Source organism: Spiribacter onubensis (assembly GCF_040838425.1).
Lineage (GTDB): Bacteria > Pseudomonadota > Gammaproteobacteria > Nitrococcales > Nitrococcaceae > Spiribacter > Spiribacter onubensis.
Map to the genome: position 1 here is coordinate 654615 of NZ_JBAKFI010000001.1, position 26194 is coordinate 680808.

Here is a 26194-nt window from a genome sequence, read left to right on the forward strand (position 1 = left end):
GCCTCAACGCTCGCCCGTCGTCTCACCCACAGGGGCAGCGGCCGGGTCGTCGGCGGCCTCTTCCAGCATCTCCTCATCCACGGCCGCCCGCGGCCAGGCGTTGATCACGGCCTGAATGAGGTTGGCGAGCGGGATGGCGAAGAACACGCCCCAGAAACCCCAGATCCCGCCGAACACGAGAATGGCGATGATGATCGCCACCGGGTGCAGGTTGACCGCCTCCGAGAAGAGCAGCGGGACGAGCACATTGGCATCAATGGCCTGGATGATGGCGTAGGCGATCAACACCCACATGAACTCGCTGCTCGTACCGAACTGGAAATAGGCGACGATGGCGATGGGCAGTGTCACCACGATGGCACCCACATAGGGGATGATCACCGACAGGCCCACCAGCAGCGCCAGCAGCATGGCGAACTCCAGCCCCAGGAAAAGGAAGGTCATGTAGCTGCCGAACCAGACGATCACCACCTCGACGAACTTGCCCCGCACGTAGTTGCCGATCTGCAGGTCCACCTCGTGCCAGACCGACACCACCAGCCCGTGGTGGCGGGGCAGGAAGCGGCCCATCCAGCCGAGGATCTTCGACTTGTCCCACAGGAAGAAGAAGATCAGCACCGGCAGCAGCACCGCATAGACCACCAGAGTGATCACCATCACCACCGAGGCCAGCGAGAACGACGAGGCGAGCGCCCGCGCGTAGCCGACCGCCTCGCGCCGGATGGTGTCCAGCAGGGCGGCGACCTGATCGGTGGAGAAGTAGTCCGGATAGCGCTCGGGCAGGCGCAGCAGCGCGCGCTGGCCCTGCTCGAGCATCGCGGGCAGATTCTCGATGAGCTGGATGACCTGGTTGACGATGGTCGGCAGCAGCGTCACCAGCGTGGCCGCCAGACAGATCATGAACACCAGATACACGCCCACCACCGCGATGCGCCGGCCCACGCCATGACGCACCAGAGTGCGTACCAACCCCTCGAGCAGATAGGCCAGCACGATGGAGGCGAACACCGGCACCAGCATGCTGCCGAGGAAGGTCACCACCGCCAGGCCAACCAGCAGCAGCACGGCCAGGCCCACCACCTGCGGATCACTCAGATGACGGCGAATCCATTCACGGATCGGGTACATGGGCGTGGACACGGCAACCTCCTGCAAGCGCGCTATACTTTCCCATACTCCGGGGCCGAAGGGGAACGCGGCGGTCCCGCCACCGGTCAAACAGGGTTGTCATGACGCGATACGCGCCCATCCGATCATGCCTCGCCGGGCTCCTGGCGATGGCACTTGCCCTCGCCCCGGCCGTCGTTGGCGCGCAGGGGCTGGATCTGTCCCTGCCCGATCTCGGTGACCCGTCCAGCGGGGTGCTGCCGCCGAGCGAGGAGGCGCGTATCGGCCAGGAGATGATGCGCGAGATCCGCGGCGAGGTGGATCTGATCACCGACCCGTCGATCAACGCCTACGTCCGCGACCTCGGCGAGCGCATCGCCGTCGCCAGCGATATGCCGGCGACCGAATTCCGTTTCTTCGTGGTCGATGACCCGCGCATCAACGCCTTCGCGATGCCCGGCGGCTATGTCGGCGTGCACAGTGGGCTGATCACCGCCGCCCGCGACGAGAGTGAGCTGGGGGCGGTCATTGCCCACGAGCTCTCGCATGTCACCCAGCGGCATATCGCCCGGCGCGTGGCCGCCGCCCAGCAGACGAGCCTGCGCACCGCCGCCCTCGTGCTCGCCGGGCTGCTCATCGGCTCCCAGAATCCGCAGGCGGGCATGGCCGCCGCCACCACGGGCATGGCGAGCGGTATCGACAGCCAGCTCGCCTACTCCCGGGATCATGAGCGCGAGGCCGATCGGGTGGGCATGCGCATCCTCTCCAGTGCCCAGCTCGACCCCATGGGCATGCCGGAATTCTTTCAGGTGCTGATGGACGACAACCGCTATCGCTCTCAGCCCCCGCCGTTCCTGAGCACCCATCCACTCACCCAGGCGCGGATCGCCGATGCCCGGGCCATGGCTGACGAGCTGAAACCCGAGCGTGTATTCGAGAGTCCGGATTTCGCCTATGTGCGGGCGCGCCTGGCGGTGCTCGTGGCGGACAACCCGGATCAGGCGCGAAACATCTTCCAGGCCCGCGTCGAGTCTGAGGCCACGCCGGGCGATCGCTATGGGCTCGCCACCGCGCTCGTGCGCAGCGGCGATCCCGCCCGGGCGACGACGATCTTCGAGGGCCTGGATGAGGCGCGGGGCGAGCACGAGATGCTCTACCTGGGGCTGGCCGAGGCGGCGCTGGCGGAGAACCGTGTCGATGACGCGCTGGGGCGGATCAACGCGGGGCTCAGCCTCTTTCCCGACAGCGTCGGGCTGCAGGTCACCCGCATCGACGCGCTGCTGCGCGAGGACCGCGCGCGGAAGGCCCTCGCGCTGACCCGCAATCTCACCCACGAACATCCCGAGGCGCCAGGCATCTGGGAGCTGCATGCCCGAGTGGCCAGCGCCGCCGCCGATCCGGCGGAATCGGCGCTCGCCATGGCCCACTACTACGCCGTTCAGGGCGATCTGCGCGCAGGCCTCTCGCAACTGCGCCGGGTGGATCCTGCCAGTGCCAGCGCCAGTCAACGCTCCCGCGCCAATGCCCTGCGCGATCGCTGGGAGTCACGCCTCACGCCACCTGGCTGATTTCCGCCGCCGGCACAGTGTTAGCATAGCCGCGGGTCAAGGGGAGGATGGATGGCCGGCAACGGGGCAAGCGATCAGGGCAATACGAGGGCGGCGGACTGGATGGCGTGGCTGCACGAACTCCAGGGCGACACCGACCCCCTCGGCGTGCGTGCGCTACTCACACGCAGCGCCACGGCCCTGGATGAGGCACGCACCCCCGCCGAGGCCGTCCAACGCCTGATTGAAGCCATCGAGGCGGAGCGCGCGCAGCGCGAGGCCGGCGGTGAGCGCCTTGGCACCCTCCTCGGCCAGTGGGCCGACACGCTACGGGTCATCGGCCCGATGCTGCCGGACACCACCGCCGGCGATTTCCCGAGCCTCGGCCCCTATCCACGCCAGCAGGCCCAGGTCCGTGCCCTCGGCGAGCGCGCCGAGGCCTACCAGGCGGCGCTTGCCCGGCATCTCGACTCGGTCACGCGCCTCGCCGAGGAGTGCACCGCCGCCTTCCGCGAGGCGCTCGCCGCGGACTCGGACAGCGATGAGGCCGACAGCCCGGCGGCGGCCGCCGCGCGGCTCGATCCGGAGACCTTCAGCGCCCGCTGGTCGGCCATCGCCGAGCCCCGCTACGAGGCCTGGCTCGCCGAGCCCGACACCCAGGCCCGCATCGCCGAGCTGATCAACGCCTGGAGCCGGCTCGTGCAGACCTTTCGCGAGCTCGCCGACGAGCTGCTCGAGGGCATGGGCCTGCCCTCCGCCCGGGGCCTCGACGATCTGGCCGCCGAGCTGCAGCGCCAGCGCCGGCGCCGGCGCGAGGAGACCGCGGCGCTGCGCGCCGAGATCGCCGAGCTGCGCGCCGAACTGCGCGGCAATGGCGGGACGACCCAGCCCGCGCCATGAGCAGCACGCCCCCGCAGACCGACCTTCAGCGCGCGCTGACCCGCGCCGCACGGCTCGGCGAGCGGACCGAGCCCACCACCGCGAGCGAGCCGGTCACCGAGACCGATAACGCCACCCTGCATCGCTATGGTGACCCGGCCCATCCGCCGCTGGTCATCGTCTACTCGCTGGTGAACCGCCCCGCGATCCTCGATCTGAGCCCCGAGCGCTCGGTGATCCGTCGGCTGACCGATGGCGGCTACTGCGTCTACCTCATCGCCTGGCATCCACCGGGCCTGGCAAGGCGCTATCTGAGTCTCGCCGACTACATCCTCGGCGATATCGCCGATGCCGTGGCCTGGGTGAGCGGCCGGCACGCCGTCCCGCCCCACCTGCTCGGCATCTGCCAGGGGGGTGTGCTCGCGCTCTGTCATGCGGCGCTGGCCTCCGAGCGCCTGCGCAGCCTGACCACCCTCGCCACACCGGTGGACACCGGCACGGCCGGTGACCGCCTGGCCGAACTCGCGCGCCGCGTCGACTTCGACGATCTGGTCGCCGCCACGGGCAATGTCACCGGTCCCGGCCTCGCCACGGTCTTCGCCTCGCTGAAGCCCTTCGCCCTCGGCCCGCAGCGCTACGGCAGCCTGGCCGCGCTGGCCGACGCCGACGACGCGGAACTCGAGGCGTTCATGCGCATGGAGCGCTGGATGTATGACGGCCCGGACCTTGCCGGGCGGGCGTTCGCGGAATTCGCCCGGGACATCTATCAGCACAATGCCCTCGTCCAGGATCGCCTGACGCTGGATGGCCGGCGCGTGCGCCTTGGCCGCATCACCGCGCCGGTGTTCAATGCCTGGGCCGAACACGATCATCTCGTCCCGCCGGACGCCGCCCGCGCCCTCGGCGATCACGTCGCCGGGGCCTGCGAGGAGCGGAGCATCCCCGGCGGGCATCTGGGTCTTTTCATCGGTGGCCGGGCGCACAAGACGCTCTACCCGGCCCTTGTCGAGTGGTTAAGGAGTCAATAAGCCATGCCTCGCGTCACCGTTCTTGGCCTCTTCTGTGCCGACCTGATCGCCCGCACCCCACGCATGCCCGTCTGGGGCGAGACCCTGCACGGCCGGGGCTTCAGCCTGCTGGCCGGCGGCAAGGGCTCGAACCAGGCCGTCGCTGCTGCCCGCCAGGGCGCCGAGGTCTCGTTCATCAGCCGTCTGGGCGACGATGCCTTCGCCCCCATCGCCCGCGAGCTCTACGCCCGCGAGGGCGTCGATGCGACCCATGTGGGCACCGACCCCGAGGCGGCCACCGGCACCGCCACCATCCTGGTGGATGACGAGCGCGGCGATAACGCGATCGTGATCGATCCGGGCGCCTGCGAGCGCCTCACCACCGCTCATGTCGACGCCGCCGAGGCCCGCATCGCCGAGTCCGCCGTGTTCATCTCACAACTCGAGCTGCCGCTCGAGATCTGTCAGCACGGTATGAGGCTGGCCCAGCGGCACGGTGTGCCGGTCATCCTCAACCCGGCGCCGGCCCGCGCACTGCCCACGGAGATGTTCCAGGGCATCGACTACCTCACCCCCAACGAGTCGGAGGCGGCCCTGCTCGTCGGGCATCCGGTGGAGACCGATGCCGAAATCGAAGCCGCCGCGGCCACGCTGCGCGAGCGCGGTGTCCGGAATGTACTGATCACCCTCGGCGAGCGGGGCGTCTACATCGACGGCGAGACATTCCAGGGCGTGGTCCCGGCCATCGCCGTGGACCGGGTGGTGGACACCATCGGCGCCGGCGACGCCTTCAACGGCGCACTGGCGGCGGCACTGGCCGACGGGCTGGACCTGCCCACGGCCGCGCGCCGAGCCTGCGCCACCGCCGGGCTGTCGGTCACCCGCCCCGGCGCCGCCCCGGCGGTCCCGACGCGGGCCGAGGTGGATGCGGCACTGCAGGCCGGCTAGAGACGGCGATCGGCGTGGTGCGGTGCGTCAACGAAAGCGCTTGCGTCGGCCGGAACGGCCCATTATTTTGATCAATCACAACGATAGAGCGCCAAGAGGAGGAGCGGGTAAAGCGCACCGGTGGGGAACCGCCAGAAAGTGTGCAACACCCCCGAATAAAGCACCCCGCAACGAGGGTGCACTTCCCTCGGGAGACTCAGTCTCCCATTTTTTCGGCCCTTATTGCTGCGGCGCATCACGCAACAACCCGCCTTACCTTTCCCCATCTTTCATCAGGCGCTCAGCGCAATGGATGAGATACGTATGCCAGGCGAACCGGGTCGTGGGGGCGGCTGGCGCGTGCGGACAGGGGGCGTACGCCTGAGCGCGATCGGCGTTGGGGCTGGGGCCCGGGATGGGCCCCGGGCCCCTTCAGTCGGTCAGAAGCTGCAGAAGAGCGCGCCGTTGACCGGCAGGTTGGCGCCGTTGATGTAGCCGGCGTCATCGGCGGTGAGAAAGCCCACGGCCCGGGCGATATCCTCGGGACGGCCCATATCGCCGGCCGGGATCTGGCCGATGATGGCCTCGCGGACCTTATCCGGCATGGCGTCGGTCATGCTGGTCTTGATGTAGCCCGGCGAGACCGTGTTGGCCGTGACACCCTTGGGTGCCCCTTCCTTCGCAAGCGCCATGGTGAAGCCGTGCATGCCCGCCTTGGCCGCGGAGTAGTTGGTCTGCCCGAACTGCCCGGTCTGGCCGTTCACCGAGGAGATGTTCACGACGCGGCCGAAGCCCTGCTCGCGCATGCTGCCGACGAACTGACGGGTGACGTTGAAGACGCCACTGAGGTTGATGTCGATCACCTGCTCCCAGTGCTCGGCGGCCATCTTATGCAGGAAGGCATCCCGGGTGATGCCCGCGACGTTGACGAGAATCTCCACCTCACCAAAGCGCGAGCGAACGTCCTCGGCCATCGCCACACAGGCCTCGTGGTCGCTGACATCGCACTGCACCCAGTGGGCGTCGATTCCCTCACCGCGCAGCTTCTCGGCCCAGGCCTCGATGTTCTCCGCCTCCGGATCGACGCAGGTGGTGACCACCCGACGCCCGTCCGCGCCGAGCTGCCGGCAGATCGCCGTACCGATGCCGCCCTCTCCCCCGGTTACCAAAGCCAGTCGCTGCGTCATGTCGGACCTCCCAGTATGCTTGTGCAACGCACAATAAAATGTTGCGCAGCATCATAGAGAGGCTTAAAGGAAGGTGTCAACGCAACATCCGCTATGCTACACGACGGAAAGTTCAGACCGGCGGACAGATCCGGACATAAAAAACGACCGGCGCATGGCCGGTCATTCTCAGGATACGGGGGCGGCCCGTGCCTAGCGTTTGCCGCTCCCGCCGCGGGACGAACCACCGGGGGGCCTGCCGCCTTCGCCGGCGTCGTCGCCGTCATCCCCACCCCGCGAGCCGTCGGCCTGCTCGGTGCGGAAGCTGTCCATGGCCTGCTGCCACATCGAAAGGTTCTGCTCGGTGATCTGCGAGAGTACCGTCATCGGATTGCTGGCATCCATGAACGTCCGGGCCCGCTCGCGCAGCGCCCGCTGCTGATCGGCCCAGAGCTCCATGCTCTTCTCGAGATAACTGGTGAGCAGACTCTGCATGTTGCCGCCGTAGGCGCGGATGATCTGCGCCAGCAGCTCGCTGGAGAAGATCGGCTCGCCGCCCTCCTCCTCCTCGCTGATGATCTGCAGCAGGATGGTCCGGGTCAGATCGGCGCCGGTCTTGGCGTCGGTGACCTGGAAGTCCACGCCATCGAGCACAAGCCCTTTGACATCCTCCAACGTCACATAGCTGCTGATCGCCGTGTCGTACAGCCGGCGATTCGGATACTTCTTGATCAGCCGCGTCTCAGCCATGGGTCTCTCCCCCGATTAGCGTTCCACTGCGAGTGCCACACCCTGACCGCCACCGATGCACAGTGTCGCGAGCCCGCGATGGACATCCCGGCGGCGCATCTCATGCAGCAGCGTGACCAGAATACGCGCACCGGATGCGCCGATGGGGTGACCGATGGAGATCGCCCCGCCGTTGACGTTGACCTTATCCGTGTCCCAGCCCAGTGCCTTGTTCACGGCCAGCGCCTGGGCGGCGAACGCCTCGTTGGACTCGATGAGCTCCAGATCGTCCACCGTCCAGCCGGCGCGCTCGAGGCAGCGCTGGGTGGCCGGAATAGGTCCACTACCCATGATATGCGGCTCCACGCCGGCGTTGGCGTAGGCCTTGATCCGGGCAATGGGCTCGAGGCCGAGTGCCTTCGCTCGGCTCTCCGACATCATCAGCACCACGGCCGCGCCGTCGTTGATGCCCGAGGCGTTGCCCGCGGTGACCGTCCCCTCCTTGTCGAAGGCCGGACGCATCTTCGCGAGGCTCTCGGCGGTGACGCCGTGGCGCGGGAACTCGTCGGTGTCGAAGACCACCGGATCGCCCTTGCGCTGCGGGATCTCGACGGGAATGATCTCCTCGTCGAAGCGCCCGGCCTTCTGCGCGGCCTCGGCGAGCTGCTGCGAGCGCGCGGCGAACTCGTCCTGCGCCTCACGGCTGATGTCGTACTCACGCGCGAGGTTCTCGGCGGTCACCCCCATGTGGTAGTTGTTGAAGACATCCCACAGACCATCCTTGATCATGGTGTCTTCCATCTTCCAGGGGCCCATGCGCTGTCCCTTGCGGGAATTCGGCAGGGCGTGGGGCGCCTGGCTCATCGACTCCTGGCCGCCGGCGAGCACGATGCCCGCATCGCCCATGGCGATGGCCTGGGTCGCCATATGCGTGGCCTTCAGGCCACTGCCGCAGACCTTGTTGATGGTCATGGCCGGGGTAGTGACGGGCAGGCCGGCATTCAACGCCGACTGCCGCGCGGGATTCATGCCACAGGCGGCGGTCAGGACCTGACCGAGGATGACCTCGTCGATGGCCTCCGGCTCGACACCGGCGCGCTCGAGCACGCCCTTGATGACCTGGGTGCCGATCTCCGATGCCGACAGCGGTGCGAGCGTCCCCCCGAAGCTGCCCACCGCACTGCGTCCTGCTGCTGTTATGACCACGTCTTCCATCGAATCATCCTCCTCCACAACCGGAGTCGCTTACTTTCTCTTTCATCATACCAGCGCCGCGTTATTGCTGCTTTGCAGCAACGACGGCCGCGCCCCCTCGACCAGGCGGCGGAACGCCACCGCCTTGGATTCGGTCTCGTCAAACTCCGCGCGCACCCGCGAGTCGACGACCACACCACCGCCCGCCCGGTAGTCCAGCCAGCCATCGCGGGCGGTCAGGGTGCGGATGGCAATGTTGGTGTCCATCGCGCCATCGTGGCCGATATAGCCGATCGCACCACAGTAGACGCCCCGCGGCCCGGCCTCGAGCTCGTCGATGATCTCCATGGCGCGCAGTTTGGGCGCGCCGGTGATCGAGCCCCCGGGCAGGCAGTCGCGCAGCAGATCCGTCGCGCCACGCCCATCCGCCAGCCGCCCGGTCACGACACTGACCATGTGGTGTACCGTGGCAAAGGATTCCAGCGCGAACAAGCGCGGCACCGCAACACTGCCGGTCTCACAGCCGCGGCCGAGGTCATTGCGCAGCAGATCCACGATCATCACGTTCTCCGCCCGGTCCTTGGCACTGGCCTGCAGCGCCGCACGCACGGCCGCATCGCGGCGGGGATCGGACTCGCGCCGGCGCGTGCCCTTGATCGGGCGGGTCTCGACCATGCCATCGCGGAGCTGCAGGAAACGCTCGGGCGAGCCACTCAGAACGGGCCCGCCCGGCAGGTCGAGGTAAGCGGCGAAGGGGCCGCCGGCACGGCCGCGGAAGTCGGCATAGACACCGAGGGGGTCACCGCTGAAGGCCGCCTGCAGATGACGGGCGAGGTTGACCTGATAGCAGTCGCCGGCATGCAGATAGTGCTGCACACGCTCAAAGGCCCGGGCGTAGCCGTCAAACCCGGGCATCGCCCGGACATCACTCTCCGCCTGCCAGCCGCCGGGCTCGGCCTGCGGCGGGCGCTGCAACCAGCCCGTGGTCCCCGTCGGCGGCTCGCCGGCGAGCCAAGCGCGGCCCGCGCGGTGATCCATGACCAGTGCCCAGTCGTAGAGTCCCACGGCCATCTCGGGCATGCCGGCGTCCAGTGGACGCTGACCCTGCAGACGGCGGCCGAGCTCGTAGCCGAAGTAGCCGATGGCCCCGCCGGCGAAGGGCGCCATGCCGGTCGGCCCGTCACCCAGACACTCACCGAGGAGCGCCAGCGGATCGCCGGTGCCCAGATCCCCCGGCCCACCGGGCTGGAGGGCGTGGTCGGCCCGCGCACCATCGGGTAGCGACCAGGTCCGCCCGCCCCGGCTCACCAGCACGCTGCGGGGCGCGGCGCTCATGATGCTGTAGCGCCCGCCGGCCGCACCGTCCAGCCACACCGGCGCCGGCATGCGCTCGCGCAGTGCCGCAAAGGTCGCGACCAGATCGTCGGGGAGTGGAAGCGGGATTTCGGCCATGTGCCCTGCCTGACCCGTCTGTGCGTGTTTTCCCGGCATGCTAATCTGCCATCTCCGGAAAGACTATCATTGCTTCTTCTAAGAGGGGGATCATGGCAGGGCATAGCAAGTGGGCCAACATCCAGCACCGCAAGAAGGCCCAGGACGCCAAGCGCGGCAAGATCTTCACCAAGATGATCCGCGAGATCACCGTCGCGGCCCGTCAGGGCGGGGATGACCCCGACGCCAACCCGCGCCTGCGTCTCGCCGTCGACCGCGCGCTCGCGGTGAACATGCCCAAGGACAAGATCGAGAAGGCCGCCGCCCGCGGCGCCGGCAATGACGAGAGCGTGGCCTACGAGGAGGCCCGCTTCGAGGGCTACGGCCCCGGCGGCATCGCCATCATGGCCGACTGCATGACCGATAACCGCAACCGCACGGTGAGCGACATCCGCCATGCCTTCAACAAGCACGGCGGCAACCTCGGCACCGATGGCTGCGTCGCGTTCATGTTCCAGCAGCGCGGCGTGATGATCTTCCCGCCGGAGACCGACGAGGACACCCTCATGGAGGCCGCGCTCGAGGCCGGCGCCGAGGATGTCATCAGCAATGAGGACGGCTCCTTCGAGGTGCTCACCGCCCCCGACGAGTTCACCCGGGTGCGCGATACCCTGGTGGCGGCGGGCCTCGAGCCGGCCGACGCCGAAGTGACCATGCGCCCGGAGAACACCACCGGCCTCGACGACGAGGAGGCCGGCAAGGCCGCGCGTCTGATCGAGCGGCTCGAGGATCTCGACGACGTCCAGCACGTCTACACCAACGCGGACATCCAGGCCGCCGCCTTCGAGGACGCCTGAGTCGGCATGCCGGGCGCAGGCGCTGAACGCCGGATCCTGGGCGTCGATCCGGGCTCGGTGCGCACCGGCTTCGGCATCGTCGCCGTGAACGGCGGCGAGACGCGCTACATCGCAAGCGGCGTCATCCAGGCCGGCACCGGCGCGTTCGCCGAGCGCCTGCACATCATCTTCCGCGGCCTCGCTGAGGTGATCGCCGAACACGCCCCCGGCGAGAGCGCGGTGGAAGAGGTGTTCGTCAATCGCAACGTGCAGTCCGCGCTCAAGCTCGGTCAGGCCCGGGGTGCCGCCATCTGCGCCTGCGCGAGCGCCGGCCTCACCGTCCACGAATACAGCGCCCGCGCGGTCAAGCAGGCCCTGGTGGGCCGCGGCGGCGCGGACAAGGACCAGGTGGGCTACATGGTGCGCGCCATCCTGGCGATCAAGGGCGCGGTGCGCGAGGACGCCGCCGACGCCCTCGCCGTCGCGCTCACCCACATCCAGCAGGATCGATTCTCCGCCCGCCTCGCCGGGCAGCGTTAACCACAGAGGCCGCCACAATGATCGGGCGTATCGCCGGAACCCTGCTCGAGAAACAGCCCCCGCTAGTCCTGGTGGACGTGGGCGGGGTCGGCTACGAGCTCGAGGCCCCGATGTCCACCATCTACCAACTCCCGGCCATCGGCGAGGCGGTGACGCTGCGCGTCCACCAGGGCCTGCGCGACGAGGTCCCGGTGCTCTACGGTTTTCTCAGCGAGGGCGAACGCGGGCTCTTCCGGGCACTGGTCCGGGTCAATGGCGTGGGCCCGAAAATGGCACTCGCCATCCTCTCGGGCATCAGTGCCGAGGAATTCCGCCGCTGCGTCGAGCAGAAGGACACCGCCACCCTCACCCGGCTGCCCGGCATCGGCAAGAAGATCGCCGAGCGGCTGACCCTGGAGATGCAGGACCGGCTGGAGAGCCTCGGCGGCGGCATCGCAGCGACACCCGGCCCCGCCGGCATGGCCGCGGCCGCGGCGGTGCCCGAGGATCCGATGGCCGAGGCCAGCGCGGCACTGGTGGCGCTTGGCTACAAGCCCGCCGAGGCGCAGCGTCTGCTGAAGGGCCTTGAGGGTGATCACAGCGAACAGCTCATCCGCGCCGCCCTGCAAAAGGCGGTACGCTAGCGGCACGGATCAGGACGAGGGGCCATGATCGACAACGACCGCATTATCGCCGGCACCGCCGGCCCCGATGACGAGGCCGTGGACCGTGCCATCCGCCCGCGCCGGCTCACCGACTACATCGGCCAGCAGGCGGTGCGCGAGCAGCTCGAGATCTTCATCGGCGCGGCCCGTGGCCGGGGCGAGGCGCTGGATCATGTGCTGGTGTTCGGCCCGCCCGGGCTCGGCAAGACCACGCTCGCGCATATCATCGCCCAGGAGCTCGGCGTGAGCCTGCGCCAGACCTCGGGTCCGGTCATCGACCGCCCGGGCGATCTGGCGGCGCTGCTCACCAACCTCGAGCCGGGTGACGTGCTCTTCGTCGACGAGATCCACCGCCTCTCCGCGGTAGTCGAGGAGGTGCTCTACCCGGCGATGGAAGACCAGCAGATCGATATCGTCGTCGGCGAGGGGCCGGCGGCGCGCTCCATCAAGCTCGATCTGCCGCCCTTCACGCTGGTCGGCGCGACCACCCGGGCGGGGCTGCTCACCTCGCCGCTGCGCGACCGCTTCGGCATCGTCCAGCGCCTCGAGTACTACTCGGTGGACGAGCTCACCACCATCGTCAACCGCTCGGCCGGGCTGCTGGCCCTTGCCATCGACGACGACGGGGCCGGCGAGATCGCCCGCCGGGCCCGCGGCACGCCGCGCATCGCCAACCGGCTACTGCGCCGCGTGCGCGACTATGCCGAGGTCCGCGCGGACGGACACATCAACCGTGAGGTCGCCGCTGCGGCCATGGACATGCTCAAGGTCGATGACAACGGCTTTGATACCCAGGACCGGCGCCTGATGCTCGCCATCGTCGAGAAGTTCGACGGCGGGCCGGTGGGCGTTGAGAGCCTGGCGGCAGCCATCGGCGAGGAACGCGGCACCATCGAGGATGTCATCGAGCCCTACCTCATCCAGCAGGGCTTCCTGCACCGCACCCCCCGCGGGCGCATGGCCACCCGCAGCGCCTATGCCCACCTTGGCGTGGCGCCACCGCCGCGTATCGAGGACCCCACCGGCGAGCTCTTCGGCAGCGGCTGAGCGGTTGCGCCCATCGGGCCGGCCCGTTAGTGTTCTCTCTCACCGATCCGGCCCATCTGCACGGGATGGCTGGTATTTTCTGACCTGAAGGTGGCCGATGTCCGTTGATCTCTCCGTCACGCATCTGATCCTGGAGGCAAGCCTTGTCGTCCAGCTCGTGATGCTCATCCTGCTCGCCGCCTCTGTGGGCTCGTGGGCCATCATCTTCCGCAAGCTCCGGCAGCTCAGACAGGCCCGCGACGGCGCCATCCGGTTCGAGGACAACTTCTGGTCGGGCGGCAACCTGACCGAGATCTACACCCGATCGGAGCAGCCCGATATCGAGTCCGGCGGCATGGAGCGGATCTTCCGCGCCGGGTTCCGGGAGTTCAGCCGCATGCGCAGGCAGAGCGCCGACCCGGAGCCCACCATGGACGGGGCACAGCGGGCCATGCGCGTGGCTCTGAACCGCGAGATGGACCAGCTCGAGCAGTACGTGCCGTTTCTCGCCACGGTGGGCTCGACCAGCCCCTACATCGGTCTCTTCGGGACGGTCTGGGGCATCATGAACTCCTTCCTCGCGCTGGGCGCGATGCAGCAGGCCACGCTCGCCACGGTGGCCCCCGGCATCGCCGAGGCGCTGATCGCCACGGCCCTGGGGCTTTTCGCCGCCATTCCGGCGGTCATCGCCTATAACCGCTTCTCCAACCAGTCCGAGCGCATCACCAACCGCTACGAGATGTTCATCGAGGAGTTCACCAGCATCCTGCAGCGGCACCTGCATGGCCGTGCCGCCGGCGCGGCCGGCGCGGGGAGCGCGGCGGCCGGATCACCCGCGGCGGGCGGCGGGGCCGCCGCCGGTGCGGGATACGCCGACCCGGGAGCCGGCGGCCGGTGAGCGTGAACGCGCCCATGCGCCGACGCGGCCGTCGCCGCCCGATGGCGGAGATCAACGTCGTCCCGTACATCGACGTCATGCTGGTGCTGCTGGTGATCTTCATGGTCACCGCCCCGCTGCTCTACCAGGGCGTGGAGATCGACCTGCCGCAGTCCACCGCCGAGCCCATGCCGCCGCAGGAGCAGGAGCCGGTGATCGTGGAGGTCGACCGGGACGGGCGCTTTTACCTGAGCATCGGCGCGCAGGCGGATGATGAGCCGGTCAGCGCCGAGGAGGTGGTGGTGAACGTCACCGCGGTCATGCGGGCGCAGCCCGACACGCCGGTGTTCGTGCGCGGTGATGGCGAGGTGGCCTACGCACGGGTGATCGATGTGATGACCGCGCTCCAGGATGCCGGCGTGCCCCAGGTCGGGCTCATGACCCAGCCCCCGGCCAGCGGTGGATGATGCGACTGGGCCGATCCGGAAGCGATGACGAGACGCGCCCGGAGAACGCCGGGGGTCTGCTCCGCGGCGCCGGGGCCGGACGCGACATCGGCCTGTCGGTGGTTGCCCATGCCCTGCTCTTCGGGCTGTTCGCCCTGAGTTTCACTTTTGGCAGCGTCACCGACCAGGCCCGACCCGGCACGGAGCAGGCGGTACAGGCGGTGGCCGTGGACGAGGCCGAGGTCGAGGCCGCGATCGAGGCGCTGGAGGCCCAGCAGCAGGCCGCGCAGCGCGAGCGCCAGGAGGAACTCGAGCGCCTCGAGGCCGAGCGCGAGGCGGAGGCCGAACGCCTGGCCGCCGAGCGGGAAGCCGCCCGGGCCGCGGAGGAGGCCCGCCGCGAGGCCGAAGCTGAGGCGCAGCGCCAGCGCGAGGCGGCGGAGCAGGCAAGGCGCGAGGCTGAAGCAGCCGAGCAGGCGCGACGCGAAGCCGAGGAACAGGCCCGGCGGGAAGCGGAAGAGCAGGCCCGTCGCGAGGCGGAAGAACGCGCCCGCCGTGAAGCCGAGGAACAGGCGCGGCGGGAGGCCGAGGAACAGGCCCGGCGTGAAGCCGAGGCGCAGGCCCGACGCGAGGCCGAAGAACAGGCCCGACGCGAAGCCGAGGAACGCGCCCGTCGGGAAGCGGAAGAGCAGGCCCGTCGCGAGGCCGAGGCGCAGGCCCAAGCCCGCGCGGAGGCGGAGGCGCAGGCCCGTCGCGTGGCCGAGGCCCGTGGTACCTTCGACGCCGCCATCCGGCAGAAAGTCGAGCGGGCCTGGACGCGGCCGGCCGGTATTCCGGACGGCCTCAGTTGCGTGGTCGCCGTGCGCCTGGGGCCGGGCGGAACAGTGCTCTCGGCCCAGGTGGTGCGCACCAGCGGCAATGCGGCCTTCGATCGCTCCGCGGAGACGGCCGTCCGCCGCGCCGACCCGCTACCGATGCCCGATGAACCCGCCCTCGCCGCGCTCTATCGTCAGGGCGTGGAACTGATCTTCGCGCCGGATGAGTGAATAGAGGGGCCAGGGTGTCTGTTGGCGAGCCTGCACATGAAAGAGACACACATTCATACACCAGAATCGTGTGCAGCCGGAGCGGACAGGGGTACCCGCATCGACCGGGCCTCGCGCACCGGCAAGCCAATGTCCGGTACCATGCTGGAGACATCACAGGCCGGTCACGACAGCCGTGCAGAATGGTCATCAAGCCAGTAACCCGGGTTGCTGCAAAACCGGATTGAACACCATGAGATCAATGACCCACCCCTCCTTCCATCGCGGCACAGGCCGCATCGGTGCTGCACTCGCGGGCACCGCGCTGCTGATCATGCTCGGCATGCTGGCCACGCTCGCCATGCCGGGCGGTCAGGCCAACGCCCAAGTGCGCATTGAGATCACCGGCGGCGCGGCGGCGGCCCTGCCCATCGCGGTGGTCCCGTTCGCCGAGGAAGGCGTCGACCCGGGCATTGATGTCGCCGCGATCATCCGCGCCAATCTCTACCGCAGCGGGCTGTTCGACCCGCTGGACCCGGCCAACCACCTCGGCGACCCGGCTCGCTTCGAGGACGTGCGCTTTCGCAACTGGCGCGCCCTGGGGGCGGACACGCTGGTGGTCGGCAGCATCGCGCCGCTTGAGGGCGGCAACTACCGCGTGCGCTATGAGCTGCTCGATGTCTACGCCGGCGAGCGCATCACCGGCCAGCGCTTCCGCGTGACGCCCGCCGGGCTGCGCAACCTCGCCCATACCATCAGCGATCAGATCTTCGAGGCCCTGATCGGGCGGCCCGGCGGCTTCAACACCCGCATTGCCTACATCGAGGAAGTCGGCCCGGTGGACGAGCGCGAGTACCGCCTGGTGGTGGCGGAGGCCGATGGCCACCGACCGCAGACCATCCTCACCTCCGATGAACCACTGATGTCACCGGACTGGTCCCCCGATGGCGAGCGCCTCGCCTATGTCTCCTTCGAGTCCGGCCGCAGTTCGCAGATCTTCGTGCAGAATGTGGCCACCGGTGAGCGGCGCGTGGTGGCGAGCTTCCCGGGGATCAACGGCGCCCCATCGTGGTCGCCGGACGGCGAGCAACTGGCCATCACCCTCTCGCGCGGCGGCAACCCGGATATCTATCTGATCGACCCCGATGGCGAAGGCAGTGCCCGCCAGCTCACGCGCCATTTCGGCATCGATACCGAACCCACCTGGGCGCCCGACGGCGAGGCGATCTACTTCACCTCCAACCGGGGTGGCAGCCCGCAGATCTACCGCATCCCGGTCGGCGGCGGTGATGCCGAGCGCGTCACCTTCGAGGGACGCTACAACGCGAGCCCAAGCGTCTCGGACGACGGCCGCTTCCTCGCCTTCGTCAATCAGGACGGCGACGGCTTCCGCATCGCGGTACAGGATCTCGAGCAGGGGTTCATGCGGGTGCTGACCGAAGGGCCGCTCGATGAGTCACCGAGCTTCTCGAGCAGCGGCAGCATGATCGCCTACACCCGCTCCACCGGCGAGGGCACCGAACTCGCCACCGTGTCGGTATTCGGCCGGGTGCAGGGCGAACTCACACGATTTGACAATACCGTGCGTGAGCCGGACTGGGGACCGCTCTAGGCGGGCCTTTGGGGACAGGGCCGCGGGAAAACGCTTTTCGTCAGCGCTTTTTCCGCTTTTAATAGGGGTATCGACCCAGAGGGTTCACCGAACCATGGCATCGCATCGATCAGGAACAGGAGAGTCTTCCATGAAACCTAGCCTCCGCTGGCTGTTGCCCGTGGCCTTCACCGTCGTGCTGGCCGGCTGCGCCACCACCGAAGACGACATCAATGACACCGAGATGGCCGAGATCGACCAGGCCGCCGCCGCGGAAATGGCGGCCGGCGGTGCCGGGGCCTCCGCCTCCGGTGCCCAGGGCACGGCCGGGTTCGAGGGCGAGCCGCTGGAAGACCCGGCGAGCCCGCTGTCCGATCGGGTCGTCTACTTCGAATACGACAGCGCTGTGCTGACCGATGAGGGCATGGAGCTGATCGAGGCGCACGGCGAGTACCTCGCCGACAATCCCGAGCGGGCCATCCTCGTCGAGGGTCATACCGACGAGCGCGGCTCGCGCGAGTACAACCTCGCCCTCGGCGAGCGCCGGGCGGAGTCGGTCCAGCAGGCACTGCTGATCGCCGGAGCCGATGAGACCCAGGTCGACATCGTGAGCTACGGCGAAGAGAGCCCCGCGGTGAGCGGCAGCACGGAATCGGCCTGGGCGCAGAACCGCCGCGCCGAGCTCGTCTACGAACGCTAAACGAGGCACATCGGGAGGCTTCATGTCGCGTATCGCCCGTCCCCGTCTGATGGCCGGCGCCGCTCTGGCGCTGGCCGCCACACTGGCGGCCACCAGCACACCGGCGCCCGCCCAGGCCAATCTCGAGCGCCGTGTCGACCGGCTTGAGCAGCGCCTCGAGGGCAGCGCGCTCATGGGCCTGATGAACCAGGCCGAGACCCTGCGACAGGAGGTGAGCACCCTGCGCGGCGAGATCGAGCAACTGCAGCGCCAGATCGATGATCTGCGCGACCAGCAGCGCCAGATCTACCTGGATGTGGACGGCCGTCTGCAGGCACTGGAGACCGGGGACGGCAACGGATCCACGGATAGCGCCAGCGGCAACGGCGCAGCCCCATCCACCGGTGCAGGCACCGGCAGCGCCGGCGCAGCGCAGAGCGCGAACGGGTCGGATGCAGCCGGATCAGCCAGCCCCAACAACGGCGCCTCAACCACCGGCTCAGACAATGCCGCCGCGGATGCAGCCGGCCAGGAGGCCGCGATTCGCAACGCCTACGACAGCGCCTTCGAGACCCTCCGCGCCGGACGCTACCAGGAGGCCGCCGAGGCCTTCCAGCGGTTCGTGGCCGATCATCCGGACTCCGCGCTCGCCGCCAATGCCCGCTACTGGCTGGGCGAGTCGTACTACGTCGTACGCGACTTCGACGCGGCCCTGCCCGAGTTCCAGCAGGTCATCGACAACTACCCGGAGAGCAACAAGCGCCCCGATGCGCTGCTCAAGATCGGCTATGTGTACTTCGAGCAGGGCCGGATGGAAGAAGCCCGGACCGCGCTCGAGCGCGTCATCGCCGATTTCCCGGACACCACCGCGGCGAATCTAGCTCAGCAGCGTCTGAATCAGATGTGACGGTTCAGGCGGCAGCCCATGGGTTGACCACCGGAGTCGGTAAGTCCGAGAAATGCCGAATATTTCCGGTAGCGATCGCTGCCTGGTTCGCGACTGCAATGCCTGCGATGAAGGTGTCTCTTGTATCAACCGGGCGCCCATGACGGCGCCGACTCGCTGCGAGCGTGGCGGCCGCATCGGCTGCTTTTTGATCAAATGAAAGGACGCGATGCGCCAGGTCCTCAGCCAGAATGGCCTCGAACTGCCGGGTAAGGTGTCGGCGACGGCGGCCATCCTCGATGATCTGCAGCCCGTACCGCGCCTCGAAGATCGTGATCGTGGACAGCCAGATCTCGTCAACCGGCTGTTGATCCAACCATTGGACAACTCGCTCATCCGGCGTTGACTGCATCAGCGCCGAGAGCACATTGGTGTCGAGGAGCATCATTGGTGCGCGTCGCCCTCTGACGCGTTTTCACGGTCAAACGACATGGGTTCTACAGGCTGGCCGTGGCATTCAGGTATGGGGGCTGTCAGCCCGTCTCCGGCAAAGCGCTCTGCGATTCGGGAACCGAGGTTTCCCGCGTATATACGCTGCTCGCTGACCGCGCCCCGAAGAATCTGCCGAATCTCCTCCTCCATACTCCATCCGTGCTCAACCGCACGCCGCTTGATCGCTGCCTTGATGGCCATGTCCAGATTCCGAACAACAAGCTGTGCCATCGCTCACCTCCGGCTAATCGAAACGCAATCATAATGATATCACGATAGCATGGCGGCGCATCCTCAAGGTACGGCCGGGCTTCCATATTGCCGCCAGCGCGCCATCTCCGTATCATTCCGCGGCAGTGGGTCGTTAGCTCAGTTGGTAGAGCATCGGACTTTTAATCCGCTGGTCGCAGGTTCGAATCCTGCACGACCCACCAATCATCGAAAGCTTACGCCTTGCCCGCCAGAGAATCGCGAGAACCTGCCGGCTTAAGCCGTGGAGAGGATGTCACTCCCGGACCGTCAGTTGACGAACGCGCTTCAAGACACCCGCGCTCACGGACTCATGGATGCTGGGCGGGAAATCCGCAGGCAGCGCCTGCGTCGTCTTCTCAAGCGCGTCCGCGGCATGATCGGCCATGTCCTCGATCGCCTGGTTGACGAGCGTCTTTGGCAGGCCCGCCTCTTGGCCGGTCTGCAGGAAATGACGCCCCACAATCTCTTCGACAGGGTAATGGCGCCGGGCACCCACCGACATAGCCAGTTTCATCTGTCTGCGAGCGATCTGGCGACTGTCCAGGCTCGGTTGTGCGATTAGGACGTCATAGAGCGGGGCGAGTCGATGAAATCGCCCCGCCAGACGCCCTGGTCGTATGCCCGACGAGACCGCTGTTGAGCAGGACCCGCAGCGGCGCATGTTGTCGGCGCCGCGGCATCAGAAGATCGCCTCAATCTCTTCGGCACCGCCCCTGGAGCGCTTCGCAATGCGGAACTCCAGATCCAGGGCAGCCAGAACCGCCAGGATCGTATCCATCCGGGCCGCTGGGTTGCCGGTCTCAATGAGGGAGATCGTCTCCTGGCGCAGCCCCACCTTCTCGCCGAGCTGTGCCTGCGTCAGCCGCCGGCCTTTGCGGATGCGGCGGACGAGGTTGCCGATCTGCCCTGGTGTGCGTGCCAGATCATTCATGGTCTTTACCTCGACTCCAATATGCGGCAACCCCGATAATGTTGCAATATCGGGATCAGCACATAGATCAAATTTATGCGCTAATTGCAGTAAAAATATATTATCGGAATTGACGCATACGAGTCGACTTTTGGATGACGGAGACATTGTGTGGAATGTATCCTGCAAGTCCCACCATCATCCTAGCGCCTGGATTGCCTTGACTCCGGATTCACTCACCACCCTCGCCGCCTATCACCCGGTCGTCATTGAGGGCATGGGCGGCTATGACCCGCGGGATCCGATGGCCGTCGCGGAGCAGGTCGCGGCAGGACTGCAGGCACACTGGGCGCGTCGCCCGGTGAGCAAACCGCCGCTTGTCATCATCCAGGGCGATCCCCTTGAGCCGCGCGGCATTTCCGCCATCACCCCGCGTGTAGCTGAGCATTTCGGCCTCGGGCGGGCGCTGGTCTGCCTGGATGAGGCCATCGCGCCGTATCACGCCCGGGATGCCGATCGGGACAATGTCGTGCTGGAGCTGCGCTATTCGCAGCTTGCCGAATCGCTGCGTGCCCGGGATCCGCAGGCCATCGATCGGCTCGAAGCGGCGGTGGCCGCCGGCATCGAAGGCCGGAACCAAAAGCGCGAAGCACTCGGCAAAGCGCCGCTAAAGCACTGGTTCCGGGACTTCGCGCTACTCCAGGAGGTCACCAAGGCCGCCTCGCGCGCCCTCTGCGGCGAGATCACCGTCGCCCATACCGCGCGCGAGATCAGCGAATTCTCGGTGACGGGTTTCTACACCGTCGGGCTTGAGCTGGGATGGGTGGGAGAGGATGAACTGGTACGCCCGCAGGCGTAATCTCTTACTAAGACTGCTATGGCCGACCGGTTTCTCTCGCCTCCCGTATCCGCGATTCATCAATAAGGGGCGCCGAGGGTCGACGGGCAAGAATCCGCATCACGGCCGCTTTATGCCGGTGGTTCGGTTGTTTCTGCTTCATCGTCCGTACCCTGTAAAAAGAAGACACAGTCGCTTTCGGGATCATACACCCGAGAGCCACTGAGAGTTTCCGCACGGCGCAGGCCGTATAACGGAAGCGTCGTGGCGCGTGGCCTTCGCTTAAGCCGGGCGACGCGGTGACAATACGGTTCAGGGGCAAGAACCGGGAGCGGGCATGGGTGCGGAGACAATGCGGCGGACGGGATGGTGCCGGGGGCTGCTGGTGGCGTTGCTCTGGCTGGTGGCATCACTGGTGCTGGGCGGCATGACAGCGAACGCCGCGCAAGGCGAACCACTGCCCTACGAACTCCGCTACTGCCCACCCGGCGTGACACCGGATACGGCGAGCGCCCTCGAGCAATGCAACCTCCGCCAGCGCCCCGCCGATCAGGGCCAGCGCCTTGATAACGCCCCGCAGCGCATGCGGCTGACGATCACCAACCCGACATCCAGCCCGCAGGATGCCCGTCTTTTCATCGGCCCCTATTACCTGGCGTCCATCGAGCTCTTCCGGCCGGCGATCGCCGCCGGCGAGGCGCCGACCAATCACCGACTGATCCGGGTCGGTGGCGGCGGCGCCTTTGCCGGGGGTGGCGCATCTAGCGCGGCGATCGCCGGTCATGTCTTCCCATTAACGCTCGCCCCCGGCGAGAACTCCTTCCTGCTCCGGCTGGAAGCGCCGGGGTTCGCGCATCTCGCGATTCGGGTGGATTCGCTTGGCGATGCAAGCCTCAGCCCGGCGCCGGCCGTCCTCTCCATCGGCCTGCATCTGGGCATGATCGCGGCACTGGCCGGTCTGGCCCTGGTATCCGTCATTCTGCGACCCGGCCCGGTCAGCAATCGGCTGCTTGTGCTCATCACCGTCATCCTCATCCAGGTCGCGCTTGGCAGCGGTGTACTGCCCACCCTCCTCCCGGCCCTGCCGGGGCAGCTCGCGATGACGGCATTCATGATGCTGATCATGCTGCGCATGGCCACCTGGGGGTGGCTCTACCAGCGCTGATTCAGCCGCATTACGACCGACCATGGTATCGGCTCGGCTGCCGGATCAGCTATGCCGTCGCCGGCGTGGCGGGCCTCCTGTACCTGCTGGAGTGGCTGGTGGCGGCGCGGCTGCTGAGCCGCCTGCTGATTCTGGCGGTGCCGATACTGCACACCGTCGCCGGCCTGCGCGCGCCGACGCGGGTCCGGCTTTTCAAGCAGGCGCTGGTGGGCTCGCTCATCATCTATGATCTGCTCCAGATCATCGCCATCGTCCTGCTGGTGAGCTACAGCGGCCAGTCAGACCTGCCGGTGGTCATCTCCCGGGTACTGGATCTGGCCATCCCGCTGCTCGCCATGGGCACGGTGCTGCTGCGCAACCGCGCGAGCGACCAGCAGCTCGCCGCCGCCGAGCAGGAGCTCGCCCGCCGCGAGGCGCAGCTTGCCGCTGAGACCGCCGCGCGAGAGGAAAAGCGCCTGCTCCTCGACATGCTGACCCATGAGATCCGCAACCCGCTCGCCACGATCAAGCTCGCGAGCCGCGCCCTGCAGGGCCAGGCGAGCACGGCCGGGCCCACGGTCCAGCGCCGACTGGTGAACATCGACCGCGGCATCCGCACCATCGATGCCGTCATCGAGCGCTGCGATCTGCATAACCGCATCGAGGAGACGGGCATCACCCCGGAGCGGGGCTCGGTCAATCTCCACCGCCTCGTCCACGAGCTCATCGAGCGCTACGGCCTGCTCGATCGGGTCCGCGTCACCGCAGGCGAACGGCCGGTCGTGCTGACCGACGCGCAATTGCTGGAGACCCTGCTCGGCAACCTGCTCGACAACGCCGCGAAGTACTCGCCGCCCGGCAGCCCGATCGACGTCGTGATCCTCACCTCGCCCTGGGGCGTTCGGGTCTCCAACCGGATCGAGCCCGACATGGTCCCGGACCCGGAGCAGCTCTTCGAGCGCTACTACCGCCACGCCCACGCCCGCCGGCTGGGGGGGTCAGGGCTGGGGCTCGCGCTATCGCGCCGGATCGCCGAGCTGCTGGAGGGCACGCTCGTCCCGCGGATCGAGGCCGAGCGCATCCATTTCGAATTTCGTGTGGAGGATGACTGAATGCGCCGGGAACTCGCCATTGTCGAAGACGACGCCACGCTGCGCGAGGAACTCGCCTATCTCTTCGAGGAGGCGGGCTATCAGGTCCACCAGGCGCTCAACCTCGACGGCCTGCTGGATGTGCTGCGGCTGCATCCCGTGCGCATGCTCATCCTCGATCTCAATCTGCCCGGGGTGAGTGGCTATGAGATCGCCCAGCAACTGCGCGAGACTCATCCGGGCATCGGCATCATCATGCTCACCGCCCGCTCGCGCACCGAGGACCGGGTCAAGGGCTATGGGGCGGGGACCGATATCTATCTCACCAAGCCCGCCGACCCGCTGGAGCTGACGGCGGCGGTGGCGAGCCTAAGCCGGCGCGTGCTCGGCGAGCGCAACACCCATGATCTCTCGCTCGACTGCCTGCAGGGGATGCTGCGCTCCCCCGATCAGCCGGCCGTGGAATTGACGCCGGCCGAGACCTTCATTCTCCGCGCCCTCGCGCTCGCCCCGGATGCCAAGCTCGACAGCGGCGAGCTGATGGATCTGCTCGAGGAGAAATTCCCCGATCGCAGCGCCCCCCGCCGGTCGCTGGAGAACAGCATCAGCCGCCTCCGCGGCAAGGCCGCCGGTCTGCTCCCGGATGGCGTGAACCTGATCCGCTCGGTACGCGGTATCGGCTACCAGCTCGGCCTGCCCATTCAACTCGTCGACTGACTTCTCAGCCAAGGGCGATGACGGCGCCCACGAGCATCAGCAGCCCCCCGGCGATCTGATTGGCACGGCGCAGGGCCTCAGGCGAATTCAGCAGCAGACGCAGCCGGTCGATGCCCGCCGCGAAGATGAGGTTGCCGAGGAAGGGCACCAGCATCGACACCGCGACGATGGCAAAGATATCGACGTTGGTGATCGCGGAGAGATCAAAGAAGCCGGGCAGCACGCCGAGGTAGAAGAGGATCGCCTTGGGATTGCCGAGAATCGCGGCCAGTCCGGCGAGAAAGCCGGGCCATAGCCCCGGTCGGGTGAGCCGTCCATCCGCGGTGATGGCCCGGTCGGCATGGCGCAGGAGCTGTAGGCCCATGACCAGGAATATGCCCGCCGCCACCCAGCGCAGCACCACCATGAATTCGCCATACACCGAGACGATCCAGGCGAGCCCGTAGATCGCCGCCAGTGGCCAGAGCAGATCCCCCACCAGTACGCCCAGGGCGAGCGGCCAGGCCCCGGCGAAGCCGCCCGCGAGGGTCCGGGCAAGCAGTGCCAGCCACACCGGACCGGGCGTGAGGAAGAGGATCAGCAGCGCGCCGGCATACAGCGCGAGGTCGGTGGGCGCGATGCTCACCGCACACCCCGACCGGCCAGTCGACTGTTCAGTCGACCATCGACAGACGCCCCCTCAGCGGTTGGCCCAAAGCGCCTCTGGCGGCGTGATGACCGGCCTCGGCGGACCACGATGTTCCATTCGCGGCGTGAGTGAGTCCGGATCGTTATGAGCGCGATCCACCATCTCTGCAACGGTCTGCCAGTAGCTCTCAAGCGCTTCCTCGAGCTTTTCCGACGGTACGAGGCGACGCACCCGCCCATCCTCGGGGCATTTGCGCATGGTAACCCAACCACCTTCGCGCAGATCTCGCAGATTGTACTGCACGCCCGCCTCCGAGTATGGCAACTCAGAGACGAGCCCTTTTATCGTTAGCGTATCACCCAAGTGATAATGACAAGCGACAGCCAGGCAGATATCCACGGGAATGTTTGAACCCTCCATGGGCAGAGTTTCACTGGCAATCTGTCGCATCCAGTAGACAAGGATCGATGAGTGATTCATGACCAGGTTTCTCCCTGAAGCTGACTTGCACTTACCCACACCTCAGTCGGTGCGGTAATATTCACCTTCAATATTCACTAATACTTTCCACTTAATCAAGAAAGGTAGTAATGTTATTTAAGTTTCAAAATTCAATGTCATTTAATGTCGTTATTTTAAAGATTTTCTCGTTTTTATCGTAACGCGCCGTCAGACCCCGCCGTTTAGGGCGGGGATATAGGGCGCCTCGTGGTGGTATAATGTTACCCATGCAACGCCTTCAAGCCTTCAAGTTCGAATTGCGCCCGAACGGCGAACAGCGGCGGCAGATGCGCCGATTCGCCGGCTCGTGCCGGTTCGTATTCAATCGGGGGCTGGCACTGCAGAAAGCCCGGTATGAGACAGGCGAAAACAAACTTGGCTATGTCGGTTTGGCCAAGGCGTTGGTGGGCTGGAAGCGATCTCAGGAGACGGAGTGGCTTTCTCAGGCCCCTTCTCAGTCGCTTCAGCAGGCGCTCAAGGATTTGGAGCGCGCCTACGCCAACTTCTTCGCCAAGCGGGCGGCTTTCCCCCGGTTCAAGAAGAAGGGTCGGCACGATGCTTTCCGCTTTCCGCAGGGCGTGAAACTCGACGAGGGCAACAGCCGTATCTTTCTGCCCAAGCTGGGTTGGGTCCGCTATCGCAACAGCCGCGAGGTGTTGGGCGTCATCAAGAACGTCACCGTGTCGGCATCGGGCGGCAGGTGGTTCGTCAGCATTCAGACCGAGCGCGAGGTCGAGACGCCACGCCATCCGGCGAGCGGCGTTGTCGGTGTGGACATGGGTGTGGCCAATCTCGCCACGCTGTCCACCGGTGAAGTCATTGCCCCGGCCAATGCCCTGAAAAAGCACCAACGGCAGTTGGCCAGAGCGCAACGGGCGATGAATCGCAAAAATAAGTTCTCCCGGAACTGGACCAAGGCCAAGTCCCGGGTTCAGACCATTCACACCCGGATCGGCAATACCCGACGCGACCACCTGCACAAACTCACCAGCGCCTTGAGCAAAAACCACGCGGCGGTGGTGGTCGAGGATTTGCAGGTACGGAATATGACGCAGTCGGCGTCGGGGACGGTCGAGCAACCGGGACG

29 protein-coding genes, 1 tRNA gene and 1 pseudogene are annotated in these 26194 nt (G+C 67.2%); 20 read left to right on the top strand and 11 right to left on the bottom strand.

Translation table 11 applies throughout. The features are described 5' to 3' along the window. Positions 1-3: 3 nt before the first annotated feature. On the bottom strand, positions 4-1128 hold the full coding sequence (locus V6X63_RS03205; RefSeq protein ID WP_408022294.1) for an AI-2E family transporter: 1125 nt from the start codon (positions 1126-1128) through the stop codon (positions 4-6). A gap of 101 nt (positions 1129-1229) precedes the next feature. Here V6X63_RS03205 and V6X63_RS03210 point away from each other — a divergent pair, with 101 nt between their 5' ends. The 4 genes from V6X63_RS03210 to rbsK are packed head-to-tail and all read left to right on the top strand — an operon-like array spanning position 1230 to position 5488. Further along, a complete protein-coding gene (locus V6X63_RS03210; protein WP_367978088.1) occupies positions 1230-2675 on the top strand; it encodes a M48 family metalloprotease in 1446 nt (481 codons plus the stop codon). A gap of 51 nt (positions 2676-2726) precedes the next feature. Next, on the top strand, positions 2727-3554 hold the full coding sequence (locus tag V6X63_RS03215; RefSeq protein WP_367967139.1) for a poly(R)-hydroxyalkanoic acid synthase subunit PhaE: 828 nt from the start codon (positions 2727-2729) through the stop codon (positions 3552-3554). Then, positions 3551-4561 (top strand): alpha/beta fold hydrolase, encoded by a 1011-nt coding sequence (locus tag V6X63_RS03220; protein ID WP_367967140.1) that lies wholly within the window; start codon positions 3551-3553, stop codon positions 4559-4561. The genes V6X63_RS03215 and V6X63_RS03220 overlap by 4 nt, the downstream gene beginning before the upstream one ends. Positions 4562-4564: 3 nt before the next feature. Continuing rightward, complete coding sequence (gene rbsK / locus V6X63_RS03225) at positions 4565-5488, top strand: ribokinase (protein ID WP_367967141.1); 924 nt, start codon at positions 4565-4567, stop codon at positions 5486-5488. A 419-nt stretch (positions 5489-5907) separates the two neighbouring features. On the opposite strand, the gene phbB is transcribed toward rbsK, so the two are convergent. The 4 genes from phbB to pabB form a co-directional block, all read right to left on the bottom strand. Beyond that, on the bottom strand, positions 5908-6654 hold the full coding sequence (gene phbB, locus V6X63_RS03230) for an acetoacetyl-CoA reductase (RefSeq protein WP_367967142.1): 747 nt from the start codon (positions 6652-6654) through the stop codon (positions 5908-5910). Between the two features lie 192 nt (positions 6655-6846). Continuing rightward, the gene (gene phaR / locus V6X63_RS03235; protein ID WP_367978089.1) at positions 6847-7383 is read right to left on the bottom strand and encodes a polyhydroxyalkanoate synthesis repressor PhaR; all 537 of its coding nucleotides are present in this window, start codon (positions 7381-7383) and stop codon (positions 6847-6849) included. 15 nt (positions 7384-7398) lie between these two features. Then, on the bottom strand, positions 7399-8577 hold the full coding sequence (locus V6X63_RS03240) for an acetyl-CoA C-acetyltransferase (protein ID WP_367967144.1): 1179 nt from the start codon (positions 8575-8577) through the stop codon (positions 7399-7401). 45 nt (positions 8578-8622) lie between these two features. Then, positions 8623-10008 (bottom strand): aminodeoxychorismate synthase component I, encoded by a 1386-nt coding sequence (gene pabB / locus V6X63_RS03245; protein ID WP_367978090.1) that lies wholly within the window; start codon positions 10006-10008, stop codon positions 8623-8625. Between the two features lie 92 nt (positions 10009-10100). Between pabB and V6X63_RS03250 the strand changes: the two genes are divergently transcribed. The 10 genes and pseudogenes from V6X63_RS03250 to ybgF all read left to right on the top strand — a co-directional run bounded on the left by V6X63_RS03250 (position 10101) and on the right by ybgF (position 18555). After that, positions 10101-10844 carry a YebC/PmpR family DNA-binding transcriptional regulator gene (locus V6X63_RS03250; RefSeq protein WP_367967146.1) on the top strand — a complete coding sequence of 248 codons (744 nt, stop codon included), beginning with the start codon at positions 10101-10103 and terminating at the stop codon, positions 10842-10844. Positions 10845-10850: 6 nt separating this feature from the next. Next, a pseudogene (ruvC, locus tag V6X63_RS03255) lies at positions 10851-11397 on the top strand (crossover junction endodeoxyribonuclease RuvC); the annotation flags it as partial. Then, positions 11381-11986 (top strand): Holliday junction branch migration protein RuvA, encoded by a 606-nt coding sequence (gene ruvA, locus V6X63_RS03260; RefSeq protein WP_367978091.1) that lies wholly within the window; start codon positions 11381-11383, stop codon positions 11984-11986. The pseudogene ruvC and the gene ruvA, both read left to right, overlap by 17 nt. 24 nt (positions 11987-12010) lie before the next feature. Continuing rightward, positions 12011-13054, top strand: a complete 1044-nt coding sequence (ruvB, locus tag V6X63_RS03265) for a Holliday junction branch migration DNA helicase RuvB (RefSeq protein ID WP_367978092.1) — start codon at positions 12011-12013, stop codon at positions 13052-13054. Between the two features lie 97 nt (positions 13055-13151). Beyond that, a complete protein-coding gene (gene tolQ, locus V6X63_RS03270; protein ID WP_367967150.1) occupies positions 13152-13931 on the top strand; it encodes a protein TolQ in 780 nt (259 codons plus the stop codon). 41 nt (positions 13932-13972) lie between these two features. Then, on the top strand, positions 13973-14377 hold the full coding sequence (gene tolR, locus V6X63_RS03275; RefSeq protein ID WP_367984553.1) for a protein TolR: 405 nt from the start codon (positions 13973-13975) through the stop codon (positions 14375-14377). Beyond that, a complete protein-coding gene (gene tolA, locus V6X63_RS03280) occupies positions 14374-15399 on the top strand; it encodes a cell envelope integrity protein TolA (protein WP_367978093.1) in 1026 nt (341 codons plus the stop codon). Before tolR ends, tolA begins: the two co-directional genes overlap by 4 nt. A 241-nt stretch (positions 15400-15640) precedes the next feature. Continuing rightward, on the top strand, positions 15641-16990 hold the full coding sequence (gene tolB / locus V6X63_RS03285) for a Tol-Pal system beta propeller repeat protein TolB (protein ID WP_367978094.1): 1350 nt from the start codon (positions 15641-15643) through the stop codon (positions 16988-16990). A 130-nt stretch (positions 16991-17120) separates the two neighbouring features. Next, on the top strand, positions 17121-17669 hold the full coding sequence (gene pal / locus V6X63_RS03290) for a peptidoglycan-associated lipoprotein Pal (protein ID WP_367967153.1): 549 nt from the start codon (positions 17121-17123) through the stop codon (positions 17667-17669). Positions 17670-17691: 22 nt separating this feature from the next. Then, the gene (ybgF, locus tag V6X63_RS03295) at positions 17692-18555 is read left to right on the top strand and encodes a tol-pal system protein YbgF (RefSeq protein WP_367978095.1); all 864 of its coding nucleotides are present in this window, start codon (positions 17692-17694) and stop codon (positions 18553-18555) included. Between the two features lie 4 nt (positions 18556-18559). Here ybgF and V6X63_RS03300 read toward each other — a convergent pair whose 3' ends face one another. Both V6X63_RS03300 and V6X63_RS03305 read right to left on the bottom strand, forming a co-directional pair. After that, positions 18560-18979 (bottom strand): type II toxin-antitoxin system VapC family toxin, encoded by a 420-nt coding sequence (locus V6X63_RS03300; RefSeq protein ID WP_367978096.1) that lies wholly within the window; start codon positions 18977-18979, stop codon positions 18560-18562. After that, positions 18979-19257, bottom strand: a complete 279-nt coding sequence (locus tag V6X63_RS03305; protein WP_367978097.1) for a FitA-like ribbon-helix-helix domain-containing protein — start codon at positions 19255-19257, stop codon at positions 18979-18981. Before V6X63_RS03305 ends, V6X63_RS03300 begins: the two co-directional genes overlap by 1 nt. A 127-nt stretch (positions 19258-19384) precedes the next feature. Between V6X63_RS03305 and V6X63_RS03310 the strand changes: the two genes are divergently transcribed. Then, positions 19385-19460, top strand: a tRNA-Lys gene (locus V6X63_RS03310). 71 nt (positions 19461-19531) lie between these two features. Here V6X63_RS03310 and V6X63_RS03315 read toward each other — a convergent pair. Both V6X63_RS03315 and V6X63_RS03320 read right to left on the bottom strand, forming a co-directional pair. Continuing rightward, positions 19532-19792 carry a hypothetical protein gene (locus V6X63_RS03315; protein ID WP_367978098.1) on the bottom strand — a complete coding sequence of 87 codons (261 nt, stop codon included), beginning with the start codon at positions 19790-19792 and terminating at the stop codon, positions 19532-19534. Between the two features lie 165 nt (positions 19793-19957). Next, positions 19958-20209 (bottom strand): helix-turn-helix transcriptional regulator, encoded by a 252-nt coding sequence (locus V6X63_RS03320; protein WP_367978099.1) that lies wholly within the window; start codon positions 20207-20209, stop codon positions 19958-19960. Between the two features lie 199 nt (positions 20210-20408). Here V6X63_RS03320 and V6X63_RS03325 point away from each other — a divergent pair, with 199 nt between their 5' ends. The 4 genes from V6X63_RS03325 (at position 20409) to V6X63_RS03340 (ending at position 23978) form a co-directional block, all read left to right on the top strand. After that, entirely contained in the window at positions 20409-21047 is a 639-nt protein-coding gene (locus V6X63_RS03325; RefSeq protein WP_367978100.1) for a shikimate kinase, read from the top strand. Between the two features lie 316 nt (positions 21048-21363). After that, positions 21364-22191: a 7TM-DISM domain-containing protein gene (locus V6X63_RS03330; protein ID WP_367978101.1), complete on the top strand. Its 828-nt coding sequence runs from the start codon at positions 21364-21366 to the stop codon at positions 22189-22191. After that, complete coding sequence (locus tag V6X63_RS03335) at positions 22173-23282, top strand: sensor histidine kinase (protein ID WP_367978102.1); 1110 nt, start codon at positions 22173-22175, stop codon at positions 23280-23282. The genes V6X63_RS03330 and V6X63_RS03335 overlap by 19 nt, the downstream gene beginning before the upstream one ends. Continuing rightward, positions 23283-23978, top strand: coding sequence for a response regulator transcription factor (locus V6X63_RS03340; RefSeq protein WP_367978103.1), 696 nt, complete (start codon positions 23283-23285; stop codon positions 23976-23978). Between the two features lie 4 nt (positions 23979-23982). On the opposite strand, the gene V6X63_RS03345 is transcribed toward V6X63_RS03340, so the two are convergent. Then, on the bottom strand, positions 23983-24603 hold the full coding sequence (locus V6X63_RS03345; RefSeq protein ID WP_367978104.1) for a LysE family translocator: 621 nt from the start codon (positions 24601-24603) through the stop codon (positions 23983-23985). A 54-nt stretch (positions 24604-24657) separates the two neighbouring features. Next, entirely contained in the window at positions 24658-25086 is a 429-nt protein-coding gene (locus V6X63_RS03350; protein WP_367978105.1) for a hypothetical protein, read from the bottom strand. 248 nt (positions 25087-25334) lie between these two features. Here V6X63_RS03350 and V6X63_RS03355 point away from each other — a divergent pair. Beyond that, on the top strand, positions 25335-26194 hold an 860-nt coding region (locus V6X63_RS03355), incomplete at its 3' end, for an RNA-guided endonuclease InsQ/TnpB family protein (RefSeq protein WP_367978106.1).